This window comes from Desulfobaculum sp., from assembly GCF_054921475.1.
Genome location: NZ_JBUDSW010000079.1, coordinates 1 through 13,834, shown reverse-complemented (window position 1 = coordinate 13,834; position 13,834 = coordinate 1). Strand labels below are relative to the sequence as shown.

12 protein-coding genes are annotated in these 13,834 nt (G+C 62.8%); 6 read left to right on the top strand and 6 right to left on the bottom strand.

Annotated features, from left to right (window positions below; all coding sequences use genetic code 11):
* Together ACY69P_RS07100 and ACY69P_RS07095 are read right to left on the bottom strand one after the other, a co-directional pair.
* On the bottom strand, nucleotides 1-449 hold a 449-nt coding region (locus tag ACY69P_RS07100; protein WP_462326993.1), incomplete at its 3' end, for a hypothetical protein.
* A 66-nt stretch (nucleotides 450-515) separates the two neighbouring features.
* On the bottom strand, nucleotides 516-1,157 hold the full coding sequence (locus ACY69P_RS07095) for a CPBP family intramembrane glutamic endopeptidase (protein ID WP_462326992.1): 642 nt from the start codon (nucleotides 1,155-1,157) through the stop codon (nucleotides 516-518).
* Between the two features lie 235 nt (nucleotides 1,158-1,392).
* Here ACY69P_RS07095 and ACY69P_RS07090 point away from each other — a divergent pair, with 235 nt between their 5' ends.
* The 4 genes from ACY69P_RS07090 (at nucleotide 1,393) to ACY69P_RS07075 (ending at nucleotide 9,005) form a co-directional block, all read left to right on the top strand.
* Nucleotides 1,393-4,956, top strand: a complete 3,564-nt coding sequence (locus ACY69P_RS07090; RefSeq protein WP_462326991.1) for an FAD-binding and (Fe-S)-binding domain-containing protein — start codon at nucleotides 1,393-1,395, stop codon at nucleotides 4,954-4,956.
* Nucleotides 4,957-5,155: 199 nt separating this feature from the next.
* The gene (ruvX, locus tag ACY69P_RS07085) at nucleotides 5,156-5,575 is read left to right on the top strand and encodes a Holliday junction resolvase RuvX (protein WP_404845897.1); all 420 of its coding nucleotides are present in this window, start codon (nucleotides 5,156-5,158) and stop codon (nucleotides 5,573-5,575) included.
* Nucleotides 5,572-6,594, top strand: coding sequence for an endolytic transglycosylase MltG (mltG, locus tag ACY69P_RS07080; RefSeq protein ID WP_462326990.1), 1,023 nt, complete (start codon nucleotides 5,572-5,574; stop codon nucleotides 6,592-6,594). Before ruvX ends, mltG begins: the two co-directional genes overlap by 4 nt.
* Before the next feature lie 158 nt (nucleotides 6,595-6,752).
* On the top strand, nucleotides 6,753-9,005 hold the full coding sequence (locus ACY69P_RS07075) for a methyl-accepting chemotaxis protein (RefSeq protein WP_462326989.1): 2,253 nt from the start codon (nucleotides 6,753-6,755) through the stop codon (nucleotides 9,003-9,005).
* Nucleotides 9,006-9,081: 76 nt separating this feature from the next.
* Here ACY69P_RS07075 and ACY69P_RS07070 read toward each other — a convergent pair whose 3' ends face one another.
* The 4 genes from ACY69P_RS07070 to ACY69P_RS07055 all read right to left on the bottom strand — a co-directional run bounded on the left by ACY69P_RS07070 (nucleotide 9,082) and on the right by ACY69P_RS07055 (nucleotide 12,584).
* Nucleotides 9,082-10,332, bottom strand: coding sequence for a glycosyltransferase (locus ACY69P_RS07070; protein WP_462326988.1), 1,251 nt, complete (start codon nucleotides 10,330-10,332; stop codon nucleotides 9,082-9,084).
* A gap of 137 nt (nucleotides 10,333-10,469) precedes the next feature.
* On the bottom strand, nucleotides 10,470-11,465 hold the full coding sequence (gene trpS, locus ACY69P_RS07065; RefSeq protein WP_404845901.1) for a tryptophan--tRNA ligase: 996 nt from the start codon (nucleotides 11,463-11,465) through the stop codon (nucleotides 10,470-10,472).
* 10 nt (nucleotides 11,466-11,475) lie between these two features.
* Complete coding sequence (locus tag ACY69P_RS07060) at nucleotides 11,476-12,132, bottom strand: site-2 protease family protein (RefSeq protein WP_459898415.1); 657 nt, start codon at nucleotides 12,130-12,132, stop codon at nucleotides 11,476-11,478.
* An 86-nt stretch (nucleotides 12,133-12,218) separates the two neighbouring features.
* Complete coding sequence (locus ACY69P_RS07055; RefSeq protein WP_404845903.1) at nucleotides 12,219-12,584, bottom strand: response regulator; 366 nt, start codon at nucleotides 12,582-12,584, stop codon at nucleotides 12,219-12,221.
* 221 nt (nucleotides 12,585-12,805) lie between these two features.
* On the opposite strand from ACY69P_RS07055, the gene ACY69P_RS07050 reads away from it, so the two are divergent.
* Together ACY69P_RS07050 and ACY69P_RS07045 are read left to right on the top strand one after the other, a co-directional pair.
* Nucleotides 12,806-13,003, top strand: a complete 198-nt coding sequence (locus ACY69P_RS07050) for a hypothetical protein (protein WP_404845904.1) — start codon at nucleotides 12,806-12,808, stop codon at nucleotides 13,001-13,003.
* A 4-nt stretch (nucleotides 13,004-13,007) separates the two neighbouring features.
* Nucleotides 13,008-13,834: ATP-binding protein (locus tag ACY69P_RS07045; protein WP_462326987.1), on the top strand; the 827-nt coding region annotated here is incomplete at its 3' end.

Genomic DNA, 13,834 nt, shown 5'->3' with positions numbered 1-13,834 from the left:
GCATGATCCTCTGGGCCTGCCTGCTTCCCATTCTCCGCGCGCACGGTCGCCGCCACCTCGTTGTGGAAAAGGTCCGACAGCACAAAGGCGACGGGGTCGCGCACCAGTGTAACCACCAGCGCTTCACGCTGGGTTCTGTTGCGCCGCACAAACCACGCGGCAAGCGCGCCCTCGCGCACATGGTCCGGCACCGGACGTGACGCGGACCGCGCCTCGCGCCGCGCAGCCTCGCGCATGGTGGGGGATAAAAAATGCACATGCACGGGCAGAACGCCCGGCACCGCGCGAAGGGCGGCATACACACTCATGGAGCCAACGCGCCCCATCTGGTGCACCAGCACCACGCGCCGCCTTGGTCCCAGCCATGCGACGGCCCTGTCCTGCCGGACAAGGGCGGCCATACGCCGCACACTCTGAACACGGCTTATCAGCCGCCGCAATACTGACACAGCACCTCCGGGTGGTTTGGTCTGCTCCGCACAGCGGCGGCAGGGGCTGGCGCGCCGCCCCACAGGCTACGCGCCGCCAAAGTACAATACGTCCACGATACAATGCGCAATGATAAGCGGATACACACTCCCCGTGCGCCACATGCACAGCGAAAACACCCCGCCGATGACGGCGGCATTCGCCACGGCGGCAGGCCCAAGGGACCAATGGATAGCGCCGAATACAAGGGCCGAAAGCCCCACAGCCACCCCCGGCGCGCCCGTGGCCCGCATAATGGCCGTCCACGCCAGCCCGCGGAAAATGACCTCCTCCACAACGCCCACAAAAAAGAGCCCGATGGTGGCGTCCACTGCGCCTAGCGCCGTGCCCTCCATCACCGGAACGCTGCCCAGCTTGCCGCCCGGAACAAGGGACTCAAAAAAAGCAAGCCCCCACGTATCCAGCAAAATCCCCACAACGCTCATCCCCAGCGCGTAAAAGACAAAGAGCGCCGGCGTAAGCCGCTGCAGGCCAAGGTCCTCGGGGCGCACCACCCCCCGCGCCGCCGCCCACACAAGGATGACGATGGGCAGGGCTTTGACAAAGATGTAGTCGATGCCAATCCACACCCGGTAGTCCGTCACGAAAATATTGACGATGTCGTTGAGCACAAACGGCACGGCCAGCACCGCATACAGTCCCATAAGGCTCTGGGAACCGTTTCGCATAGGCTCCTCCTTTCGCTCCGGCGCGGCGCTTTGCGCCGCTTGCCTGCCACTCTACCACGCGCGGTGCGCCTTTGCCACGGCGCGTCTGCGCCCGCCTGCGCCCTGCCCGCCACGCACGCCCCGCCCCATGCTTTTCCCCCCGCAAAAATGGATAAAAAACCCGACTTGTCATTGAAAAGCACCGTCCGTATACTGTCTGGCTCCACAAACAACCCCAACAAACCGGTGTTCCGCAATGCCTTACAAAGGACCCCACATTTCCATTCCGCCAGAGCGCCTTGTTCCGCGCGTTCTGGGGCTGGACTACAAGGAATTCAGAAGATGGCCCGAGGCCGTGCGAGAGACCGCACTGGACCTCGCCGCAGAGCTTTTTCTGATACGCTACAATCCCTTTATCGACCCCGAAATGGTCTGGAAAAGCGCGCAGGCATCCTTCAGCCGCGCCAAACTTGCCCTGTCCGAGGAATATTCCTCTGTGCTTGCAACGGGCATGTTCCGCTTCTGGAACCAGTTCAAGGACGACCAAAAGTTCAAGGACGAGGTCACCAGCCGGGCCGCGCAGTTCCTGCCGCCGGAGGCGCTGGACACGCGCCCCAACTCCCGCGTGGAGTGCGCCACCGACGCCACCGACCTGCGTATGGAACTGCCCATGTTCGTCGCCCTGCCCGAAACCACCGCGCAGGTCCGCGACCTTGTGCGTCTGGCCGGGGCTATGAACTTCTCCCTCATCCCGCGCGGCGGCGGCTCCGGCCTCACCGGCGGCGCCATCCCCGCGCGCCGGCGCAGCGTGGTCCTTAGCCTCGCCCGCCTCAACCGGATGCTGGACATCGACACCGAGGCCAAGACCATCTGCTGCCAGAGCGGCGTCATCACCATCGACGCCATCAAAGCCGCCGCAGAAAAGGGCCTGCTGTTCACCGTGGACCCCGCCTCCAAGAGCGCATCGTCCATCGGCGGCAACGTGTCCGAGAACTCGGGCGGTCCCTTTGCCTTTGAATACGGCACCACCATCGACAACATCCTGTCCTACAAAATGGTGCTGCCTGCGGGCGACCTGATTGAGGTCCGCCGCAAGGACCACCCGCGCCACAAGATTATGCCGCATGAAACGGCGGTCTTTGAAGTGCTGAGCGAGCAGGGTTCCGTCATGGAAACCGTCTCGCTCTCCGGCACGGACGTACGCGCCGAAGGCCTCGGCAAGGACGTGACCAACAAGTTCCTCGGCGGCCTGCCCGGCGTACAGAAAGAAGGCGTGGACGGCATCATCACCGAAGCCTGCTTTACCTGCTACGACCAGATGGCCCACTCCCGCGTGCTGTGTCTGGAATTCTTTGGCCGCACCATGCGCCCGGCCATGCACGTCATCAAGGACGTGGTGGGACTGCGCGACGCCATCCGCAAGGAAGGCGACCTGGTGAAGATCTCCGCCCTTGAGGAGTTCGGCAGCAAATACGTGCAGGCCATCGAGTACACCAAAAAGTCCATGCGCTACGAGGGCGAGCCCATTTCCGTGCTCATCATGCAGCTGGACTCCAACGACGAAAACGCCCTTGAGGACGCCGCGCGCCGCATCATCGACATCGTGGAACCCTACGACGATGTGGACGTCTTTGCCGCGCGCGACCCCCGCGAGGCCGAAGTCTTCTGGGAGGACCGCCACCGCCTGTCCGCCATCTCCAAGCGGACGTCGGGCTTTAAGATCAACGAGGATATCGTCATCCCCATTGACGTCATCCCCGAGTTCTCGGACTTCCTTGAGGCGCAGAACCTTATCTACATGGCCAAGGCCTACCGCCGCGCCCTGCAGGAGGTTGGCCGCTTGCCCGGCATTGGCGTGGATGACAAGTTCCTGAACATGGAGTTCACCTTCTCGTCCAAGATCATCAACAGTCAGGTGACCCACAGCGAGATTTCCGATCAGGAACTTGAAGTGCAGGCCTACTACTTCTTCCGCGACCTCAAGAGCCGCTACAGCGACCTGTCGGAAGAAATGGACGCCATCTTCGAGCACATGCGCGCCACCCGCATCGTCATTGCCAACCATATGCACGCGGGCGACGGCAACTGCCACGTCAACATCCCGGTCAACTCCAACGACGCCGAGATGCTGGCCCTTGCTGAAGAAGCCATCCACGCCGTGGCGGATACCGTCATGAGCATGGGCGGCGTGGTGTCCGGCGAGCACGGCATCGGCATCACCAAAATCGGTTTCCTGCCGGAAGAACGCATCAAGGCCATTGCTGACTATAAACAGCAGGTGGACCCCAAGGACATCCTGAACCCCAGCAAGCTCACCACCCGCAAGCTGGCCGCGCCGACCTACACGTTCTCGTTCAACAAACTCATCGAGGACATCGGCAACACCGGCCTTGCGGATAAAGAGCGGCTGATGAGCATGCTCACCAACATCCAGACCTGCACCCGCTGCGGCAAGTGCAAACAGGTCTGCCCGATGTATACGCCCACGCGCTCGCTCATCCACCACCCGCGCAACAAGAACATCAGCCTTGGCGCGCTCATTGAGGCCATCTACTACTCGCAGGTGACCGGCGGCGAGCCGGACCGCGACCTCATGGACAAGCTGCGCGAGCTGGTGGACCACTGCACCGCCTGCGGCAAATGCATGGCCGTGTGCCCGGTGAAGATCAACACCCCGGAAGTCACCCTGCACATGCGCACCTTCCTTGAGGAAAAGGGCGCGGGCGGGCATCCGCTCAAGACGCGGGTACTGCACTTCCTTGCCAAGAATCCCACGAACAGGGTGCCCCGCGCGGCCAAAATGGCGGCCATCGGCCAGACCATGACCAACCGCACCGTGGGCCTCATCCCCGCGCCATGGCGCAAGCGGGCGGAGAACCCCATGTTCCAGGGCAAGGGCCCGTCCCTTGGCTTCCAGCACCTTGGGGACGCACTGCGCCTGAATAAAGGCTCCTTCTTCGTCCCGGATACGGACACCGCCGACGGCGGCGCTGTGCTGTACTTCCCGGGGTGCGGCGGCGGCCTGTTCAGCAGCAGCATCAGCCTTGCCGGGCTGTATCTGCTGCTCAAGTCCGGCACCTCGGTGGTGCTGCCGCCGGAGCACATGTGCTGCGGCTATCCGCTCATCACCGCAGGCTGCGAGGAAGCCTTCAACGCCAACCGCTCGCGCAATATCGACCGGCTGGCCGACCTTGTGCGCTCCGCCGCCGACGCCGGACTGTCCGTTAAGCACGTGCTGACGGCATGCGGCACCTGCCGCGAGGGCCTCAAGGAATACCATCTGGAAACCTTCACCACGCCCCTGACCCACCGCGACGTGACGCAGTACGTCATGGAGGCCGCCCCCCGCGTACTGGACGCGGCCGCCCCCGACGACGCGCCACTGCTGTACCATGCGGCGTGCCATGCTGAATGGTCGGGCGTGCCCGCCACCAAGGCGTCCGGACGCTACGCCGAAGCGCTGGCCGAGCTGACGGGCACCACGGTGAACATCTCCCCCGGCTGCTGCGGCGAGTCCGGCATGGGAGCCATGACCACCCCCGCGCTGTACAACAAACTGCGCGCGGAAAAGCAGCAGCGCCTTACCGGCGACCTGCGCGACTACCCGGCGGACCGCCCCATCGTTGTGGGCTGCCCGTCCTGCCGCATCGGCATCCGCCGCAGCCTCATCGCCATGAAGGACGCCCACCGCGTCATCCACACGCTGGAGTACATGGCCGAGCGCCTCGGCGGGCCAAAGTGGAAAAAAGAACTGCTCTCCGCTATAGGAAACAGCGACCCGCGCCCCGGCGTGCGTCCTGTGACCTTAAGCAAAGGCTAACCACAGCCCCGCGCGGCCCAGCCGCCGGGGGGCAACACGTGGCGGACTCCCACCCGGAGTCCTGACCGCAGAGCGCACCTGCATATGACTGAGGGGGCAACGCGCCCCGCGCGTGAAGCGCACACCGCTTCACCACGGCCACCGCGTTCCCCCTCTTTGCATGCCCGCCCTGCCAGACCGTTAACCGGAAAAAACACGCATGCGCATTCTCGCCATTGATTTTGGACTCAAACGCGTCGGACTGGCCCTCACCGACGGATTGGGCATGATGGCCTTTCCCTACAAGACCATCGTGCGCACCACGAGGGACAAACTGTTTGCGGAATTGTCCGAAATACTGGAAAAGGAAAATGTTACCGCCATCGTGCTGGGCCTTCCCCTGTCCCTCGACGGAGAGGAAACGCTCATCACCCGGCAGGTCTACAACTTCAAGGCCAGCCTTGCCCGGCGCACGGACCTGCCCATCCACTACATGGACGAACGCCTCTCCAGCGTAGAGGCCGAAGAACAACTCAAGGAAGTCGGCTTGCGCCGCAAAAAACGCAAAACCGTGCTGGACCAGCAAGCCGCCGTCCGCATCCTTGAAAGCTACCTCGCACAGGAGAAACGCGACGCATGAGCATGAAAAGAACGTTGATCGCATGCGCTGCCCTCACCGTTTTCCTCTGCGCCGTCTCAGGCTGGTTTCTGTGGCAGGCGCACTCCTTTTTGCACACCCCGGCCGAAACGCCGGGCCGCGAGGTGGTGGTCCACATCACCCCGGGGGAAACATTTGACGAAGCCGCCTCGGCCCTTCAGGCCAACGGCGTCATCACCGACGCATGGCGCTTTCGTCTGCTGGCCCGCCTTGAGGGCAAAGCCCAGTCCATCAAGGCCGGTGAGTTCAGCCTGCATTCCAGCTGGACGCCCCGGCAGGTGCTGGACGCCCTCACCGAAGGCCGCGCCATGCTCCACAAGCTATTCATCCCCGAAGGCCTGCCATGGTGGAAGGTCGCCCGCGTGGTAGAGGAATCCGGCCTCACAACCGCCGAGAGCTTTGAAAAAGCCATCCACGACAAGGACCTGCTGCGCAGCTACAATATTCCCTTCGACAACGCCGAGGGCTTCCTCTACCCGGAAACCTACCTCATCCCCCGCCCACGCGGCGGCGACGCAGCCCCCATTGTGCGCACCATGCTCAGCACCTTTTGGGAGCAGGCCGGCAACCATCTTTGGCCCAACGGGCCGCCGCCAGCGGATGAACTCAAACGCATCGTCACGCTGGCCTCCATGGTGGAGAAGGAAACCGCCGCCGCGTCCGAGCGCGCCCGTATCGCAGGTGTGTACACCAACCGTCTGCGCCGCGGCATGCGAATGCAGTGCGACCCCACCGTCATCTACGGTCTTGGCACCGCCTTTGACGGCAACATCACCAAAAAGCACCTGCGCGACTCGTCCAATCCCTACAATACCTACCGCCACAAGGGCCTGCCCCCCGGCCCCATCTGCTCCCCCGGCCGCCCGGCGCTTGAAGCCGCCATGCGGCCCGAACAGCACAAGTACATCTTCTTCGTCTCCAAGGGCGACGGCACCCACAAGTTCAGCCGCACCCTGCGCGAGCACAACCGCGCTGTGCGCCGCTACCTGCTGCGCCGCTAAGGCGGCTTCCTCGCGACATCACACGCCCTTCGGCCGCCAGCCGGAGGGCGTTCTTTTTTGCCGCGCGCAAACGGTTTTCGCGTCAGGGTGATGCAATTTCATGTAAACCTGATATGATTTGAGGAGCTGTATCGTCCAACAAGCTAGGGGACCATCTCATGCGCAAATCCATCGTCGTCCAAATGTTGCTTGTAGTGGCGGCCACACTCATTATTGAGGGGCTGTTCTTCTACACCGCTATTTCCTACGGCCTGCGCGGCTTTGCCACCGAGCAGTCCGAAGAGACGCGCGCCGCCATCATTATGGAAAAGCGCACCAAACTGCGCGACCTTGTCCAACTTGCCATCTCCACCGTGGACGAAATCCACGCCCGCTCCAAAGACATTGCCGCCCTCAAGCGTGACAAGGTCGCGGAGCTGCGCCCCATCGTGGAGACGGTGCACAGCCTGCTGCAAAACACCCTGCATGATGTCGAAGCCGAGGCCTCCCTTGCCGAAGCCAAAGCCCGCATCACCGCCATGATCACCCGCATGCGCTACGACGACGGCAACTATCTATGGATTACGGACCTTGATGGCCGCATGATTGCCCATCCCATCCGCGCGGACCTCAATGGCAAGGACCTCTCAGACGCCACCGACCCCAACGGCAAGCACCTCTTCCGCGAAATGGCGCGCGTTGCCGCCGAGTCCGGCGCAGGCACCGTGGATTATCTGTGGGCCAAGCCGGGCGAAGAGACGCCCAAGCAGAAGGTCTCGTACGTCAAGCTCATTCCGGAACTTGGATGGATTGTCGGCACAGGCGCGTGGGTGGAGGACATCACGGAGGAACTCAAGCAGACCGCGCTGGAACAGATACGTGGCATGCGTCTGGCTGACGGCAACTATCTGTGGATCAACACCCTTGAGCCGCGCATGGTCATGCATCCCGTCAAACCGGAGCTGAACGGCAAGCCCCTTGGGGACATGACGGACACCAAGGGCAAGCATCTGTTTGTGGAGTTTGCCGACGTTGCGCGCGAAGAAGGGCAAGGCTTTGTGGACTACCACTGGAGCAAGCCCGGTCAGGAGGGGGACTTCCCCAAGCTGTCCTATGTGAAGCTCTTCCGCCCGTGGGGGTGGGTCATTGGCATGGGCGTCTACATGGACGATGTGCAGACGCAGGTGGACAGCCGCCACGAACGCTTTGCCCACGCCATCAACACCAATCTCAACATCACCGCGCTCTTGGGCTTTGTTATTGTCCTTGGCGCGCTGGCGACCATCTCGGCGCTGATGTGGATTATGCTCAAGCGCCCGGTGGGCACGCTGGTCCAGTATGCCGAACGTGTGGCCGAGGGCGACCACGAGGCCACCTTGCGGGGCCGCTTTCACGGCGAACTCCTCACCCTCAAAAATTCCATCACCGCCATGCTGGGCAGCCTGCGTGACAGTATGGCCGACGCGGAGCAAAAGAGCGCGCAAGCCGAAGAGGAAGCCGCCCGCGCCCGCGAGGCCACGGCCGAAGCCGAAGAGGCCCGCGAGATGGCCGAACAGGCCAAACGCCAAGGCATGCTGGAATCCGCCCGCGCACTGGAGGGTATTGTGGAGCGCATCACCACCGCTTCCGAGGAGTTGTCAGCTCAGGCAGACCTCACGGCGCAAGGCGCGCACGACCAAAAGGAACGCCTCGACGAAACCGCAACAGCCATGGAGCAGATGAACCACACCGTCATGGAGGTGGCGCGCAATGCCTCCAATGCCGCAGAAAATGCGGATAATACGCGTCAGCGCGCCGTGGAAGGCCAGCGCATTGTCGCAGACGCCATTGAGGCCATCAGTTCCGTGCACACCATGGCCAGCGTCCTCAAGGACGACATGGGCAAGCTGGAGACGCAGGTGGAGTCCATCGGCGGCGTTATTGGCGTGATTAACGACATCGCGGACCAGACAAACCTCTTGGCCCTCAATGCCGCCATCGAGGCCGCCCGCGCAGGCGAGGCAGGGCGCGGCTTTGCCGTGGTGGCTGGCGAGGTGCGCAAACTGGCCGAAAAGACCATGAGCGCCACCAAGGAAGTGGCGCAGTCCATCTCCGGCATTCAGGACTCCACGCGCAGCAATGCCGCGCATGTGGATAAGGCGGCGACCGCCGTCAAAGAGGCAACGTCCCTTGCCAACGAATCCGGCAAGGCACTGGAAGCCATTGTCACCCTTGCCGAAGGCACAGCGGAACAGGTCAGCAACATCGCCACAGCCAGCGAAGAGCAATCCGCCGCCAGCGACGAAATCAACCGCGTAGTCGAGGAGGTCAACAGCATCGCCACCACCCTCTCCGACGGCATGGACGAGTCGCGCCAAGCCTTGCAGGAGGTCGCCAGCCAGTCGTCCGACCTACGGAAGCTCATCGACAAGATTATGGAGGAGAACTCCTAGGGCAGGAAACAGATGGAAGGAAACAACAGGGCGTCAGAACCACGCCCGAAGAGCCAAACAGCACACCAGCGGCGCGTCAGGACGAGGTCCGGGCGCGCCGCACCAGCGTCCGGGCCAGCGCAAGGACCTGCCGGGCGGTGTCGTCCACCGTAGGCACCGCGGGCACTGCGCGGCGCAGGGCCGCAAGGGCGCCCGCATCACGCGCCAGATGCTCCAGCACTTGCGCCAGCGCGCCAGCATCCCCGCACGGGAAGAACGCCGCCCCGGCGCCCTCCTCCGCCGCTTCGGCAAGGGCCGGTATGGCCGACGCCACAACCGGGACGCCCGCCTGAAAGGCCTCGCGCAGGACAAGGCAATAGCTCTCCTCGCGCGAGGGAACCACCACCACATCCAGCCCGGCCAATATCTGCGGCACATCCTCAGGAGCATACGCCCCGTGGAAGGTCACGTTGGGCGCGGCGTCCATGCGCGGCGCAAGGGCAGCAAACCAGTCCGGCTGGATGACCTGCCCGTGCACCTCAAGGCTCACCTCGTCCTCACTCAGACGGTCCATGGCGTCCAGCAGAATGTCCAGCCCCTTCTTGAAGGTCACCGTGCCAAGGGAGCCGGCGCGAAGCCGCCCGGTGCGCTCCCGGCGCGGGACTTCCGGGTGCGGGCGCACGCCAAGGGGCACATGATGGATGCGCTGCGCCGGCACCCCGGCACGCTCCAGATTGCGCCGCATATAGGCCGACGCCGCCAGCACCGCGTCCGCACGGGCAAAGGCGGAGGTCAGATACCGCCGCCGCAGGCCCAGCATGCGCGCCAGCGCGGCGCGGTCCAGCACAGTGCCCAGCTGCGGCACACGCTGGAGCAGGCACCACGCGCAGGTGTCGTCACACTCTGGCCCCTCGGTGCACAGGTGCCCGTCGGCGCGCACCAGATGACACTGGTTGCAAAAGGCCCACGAATCATGCGCCGTCACCAGCGTTGGAATGCCCCGGTCCACGAGGGTGTGGAGCAGACTCCCGGTAAAGCCAATCAGGTGATGCACATGGACCACGTCGCATCCCCCGCCCAGCACCAGGTCCGCCACTGCCGCGCCAACGGCGTCGTCCTTGAAGCGCGCGGCAAAATCCGGGCGCACCGGCACGGCCACACCATGAAAAGGGACGCCTGCCACAACGCGGGACTCCTCCTCCCCAAGCGCGCCGCCCCCCGGCCGGGGATAAAAGCAATCCACCGTGTGCCCGGCGGCCAAATAGGCCCGCGCCATATCAAGAACGTGAAGCTCCACGCCGCCAAGGCGGTTCTCCGGTGATTCGTGCAGGATACAGGCAATTCGCATAGCTCTACCCTATGCGCTTGCGCCCGGCTTGAAAAGCCCACCCCCGGCGCGCCAGCGGGCGATGGACGCAAAAAGCCCCGCCTCCCACACGGGAAACGGGGCTGAAATGGCGAGAAACGCCGCGAGAGCGAAGAACCCTAGAAGTTCAGGTTCAGGTGGGCGCGCAGGGCGTCCATGTGCTCCTCGGCCACGGCCTCGGCGCGGCGGTTGCCGTCGCGCAGGATGTCCCACACCATATCGGGATTGGCGTCGATTTCCTTGCGGCGGGCGTGGATAGGCTCCACGAAGTGCTCCATGGATTCCAGCAGCAGCTTCTTACAGTCCACACAGCCCCAGCTTGCGTCGCGGCAGCCCTTGTCGATTTCGGGCAGGCGCTCGGGGTCGGTCATAATCTGGTGGTAGGGGAACAGGTTGCACACATCCGGATTGCCGGGGTCGGCCTTGCGCATGCGGTTGGTGTCCGTCAGCATGCTCATGACCTTTTTGCGCACGGAGTCCATGCTCTCGCCGAGGGCGATGGAGTTGCCGTAGCTCTTGGACATCTTGCGGCCATCCAGACCGGGCAGCTTGGACTCCTTGGTCAAAAGGGCCTGCGGCTCGGGGAAAAAATCGCCGTACAGATGGTTGAAGCGGCGGGCGATTTCGCGCGTCAGCTCCAGATGCGGCAGCTGGTCGTGACCAACGGGAACCCGCTCGGACTTGTACATCAGGATATCACCGGTCATCAGCACGGGATAGCCAAGGAAGCCGTAGGTGTTGAGGTCCTTCTGGGCCAGCTGTTCCTTCTGGTCCTTGTATGTCGGGCAGCGTTCCAGCCAGCCAAGGGGCGTCATCATGGAGAGCAGCAGATGCAGTTCTGCGTGGGCCTTCACCTGCGACTGCTGGAAAATGACGCAGCGCTCCGGATCCAGTCCGGCGGCAATCCAGTCCTTGACCAGTTCGGGCACAAAGCCCTTGATCTTGCGGGGATCGGCGTATTCGCTGGTCAGCGCATGCCAGTCCGCCACAAAAAAGAAGCAGTCGTAGTCCTTCTGGAGGTCAACCCAGTTCTTGAGGACGCCGAAGTAGTGGCCAAGATGGAGCGCCCCGGTGGGACGCATGCCGGAGACGATGCGTTGTTTGTTCTGAGACATGACAAGGTTCCTAAATCAGATGCAGTAGCGGTGCGATTAACGACAGCACGGGCGCGAACACCAGCCGAAGCCCTCCGCTCATAATGAGCAAAAGAAGGATGATGAACCCGTACCGCTCCAGTTGCATGTATTTGTATGCCACGTTGTGCGGCAACAGTTCTGCGAGAATCTTGCTGCCATCCAGCGGCGGAATGGGCAGCAGGTTAAAGACGCCAAGGATGACGTTGATAAGCACGCCGAAGCGCAAAATATTCACCAGCGGCGGGTAGAAGAAGGACGCCATCTCGCTGGCGGCGGGCGGATAGTTCAGCATCAGCGCAAAGCCCGCATACATCACCCCAGCAAGGACAAAGTTCGCGGCCGCGCCAGCGGCGGACGTGACAATGATGCCCTGCCGCACATTGCGGAAGTAGCGGGGATTGATGGGAACGGGCTTGGCCCACCCAATGATGAAGCCGGAGGTCATAGCGGTCAGCACGAAGACCAGCGTCCCGATGGGGTCCAGATGCCGGAGGGGGTTCAGCGTGAGCCGCCCCGCGTTTCTGGCCGTTGGGTCGCCGTACCAGTAGGCTGCTGCGCCGTGGGCCACCTCGTGCAGTGTGACGGCGAGCAGAAAGGGAACCGCCATAATGGCGATGCGCACAATGGCGTGGGAAATGTCAAACATGGGCCTTGCGACTTACCACGAACGCCCACCGGGGGCAACCCGGCGGGCGCGTGAGTCGGCTGATGAAACCCGGCAGTGATGGTGCGCTACAGGTTCTCTAGCGCAGCCGCCACCTTGGTCTTGAGTTCCGTCAAATCCACGGCCTTGACCACGTAGTAGTCCGCGGCAATGGATTTGAGGTCGTGCTGGAAGCTGTCGTACGCGGTGCACAAAATCACCGGCAGGTTTTGCTCCTGGCTACGGATCTGCTGGAGCAAATCCAGCCCGGAGCGGTTGTTGCTGAGCTTGATGTCAAGCACCACGACCTCCGGGTCCTCGCGTTCGAGAACGGTAAGGATTTCCTCCTCACCATCGGATGTCGCCACGTCGTAGCCTTCCGTTTGCAGCTCTTCCTGGTAGAGCATGCGGATGTGTCGTTCGTCGTCGACAACCAGGACTTTTCTTTTGCTCATGGCCCCTCCGCGGGCGGAATGGACCGTTTACGACCACGGCCCGAAATGTTTACCTTTGCGGCATTGGCACATGCAGAACTCGCATTTGGTCATATTTAGCCACAAATCCCGCCAAAAAGAAATGTGAAATTTCAAAGCCGGGAAAAAGGCTTGCATCCGTTGCCGCCTCCTTGTACACACCAAATCCTGATCACTTTAGTACGATTTCAGGCAGGATATCCATGATACATATACATATCATACCCACAGATGAACGAAAGGACTTCCCGAAGCTCAAATCTGTGCTCGGGCTGCTCAACAAACTGGGGCTGCGCCGCACGGATGCGCTCATCATCCGGGGGGATGAGATGCTCACCCCCGACCGCGCCCTGAAAAACGGCGACCACATCACCGTGCGCCTTGTGGGCTCAAGGGGGTAGCGCCATGAAATGTTCCCGCTGTAAAAGTTTGGCGCAGGTCGCCCTGCCCAGCCATCACGCCGGTTTCTGCCCGGACTGCTTCAACCTGTTCTTTTCCCGTCAGGTGGAGCGCGCCATCAGGCATTTTCGCATGTTCACGCACAAGGACAAGGTCCTCGTCGCCCTCTCCGGCGGCAAGGATTCCCTCGCCCTCTTCCGCGAACTACATATGCAAGGCTATGACGTCACGGGTCTGCACATTGATTTGTCCATCCCCAATTCCTCCAGCCACTCCCGCGCTGTGGTGGAACAATTCTGCGAGGGGCTTGGCGCGCCGCTGCGCGTGGTGAACATGGCCGACGAAGGCCTGCCCATCAGCGAAGTAAAGCGCAAAATCAACCGCCCGGTGTGCTCCGTATGCGGCAAGGTCAAGCGCTACTACTTCAACAAGGTCGCCCTTGATGAAGGCTTCACCGCGCTGTGCACAGGCCACAACCTTGACGACGAGGTGGGCCGCCTGTTCTCCAACACCCTGCGCTGGGATGTCTCGTACCTGAGCGACCAAAGCCCTGCCCTGCCCGCCGAGGGCGGCTTTGCCCCCAAGTACCGCCCGCTGTACCGTCTGTCCGAATTTGAGACGGCGGCCTACTGTTTCCTCAACGGCATTGAGCACAGCACCGCCATTTGTCCCTACAGCGCCGGGGCCAGCTTCCCCGTGCGCAAGGAACTGCTCAACACGCTGGAGGAGAACAGCCCCGGCAGCAAGCTCCAGTTCTACGAGGGCTTCCTCAAGACGGCAAAGCCCCTGTTCGAGGCCGCTGAGGAGCGCGACGGCTACGCCGTTGCCCCGTG

What these genes read in the sequence shown, in the direction of transcription:
- ruvX (WP_404845897.1), top strand. Translation starts at nt 5,156, where the DNA reads ATGCGCATTCTCGCCATTGATTTTGGACTCAAACGCGTCGGACTGGCC.
- ACY69P_RS07050 (WP_404845904.1), top strand. Translation starts at nt 12,806, where the DNA reads ATGATACATATACATATCATACCCACAGATGAACGAAAGGACTTCCCG.
- ACY69P_RS07075 (WP_462326989.1), top strand. Translation starts at nt 6,753, where the DNA reads ATGCGCAAATCCATCGTCGTCCAAATGTTGCTTGTAGTGGCGGCCACA.
- ACY69P_RS07095 (WP_462326992.1), bottom strand. Translation starts at nt 1,157, where the DNA reads ATGCGAAACGGTTCCCAGAGCCTTATGGGACTGTATGCGGTGCTGGCC.
- ACY69P_RS07070 (WP_462326988.1), bottom strand. Translation starts at nt 10,332, where the DNA reads ATGCGAATTGCCTGTATCCTGCACGAATCACCGGAGAACCGCCTTGGC.
- ACY69P_RS07090 (WP_462326991.1), top strand. Translation starts at nt 1,393, where the DNA reads ATGCCTTACAAAGGACCCCACATTTCCATTCCGCCAGAGCGCCTTGTT.
- ACY69P_RS07055 (WP_404845903.1), bottom strand. Translation starts at nt 12,584, where the DNA reads ATGAGCAAAAGAAAAGTCCTGGTTGTCGACGACGAACGACACATCCGC.
- mltG (WP_462326990.1), top strand. Translation starts at nt 5,572, where the DNA reads ATGAGCATGAAAAGAACGTTGATCGCATGCGCTGCCCTCACCGTTTTC.
- trpS (WP_404845901.1), bottom strand. Translation starts at nt 11,465, where the DNA reads ATGTCTCAGAACAAACAACGCATCGTCTCCGGCATGCGTCCCACCGGG.
- ACY69P_RS07060 (WP_459898415.1), bottom strand. Translation starts at nt 12,132, where the DNA reads ATGTTTGACATTTCCCACGCCATTGTGCGCATCGCCATTATGGCGGTT.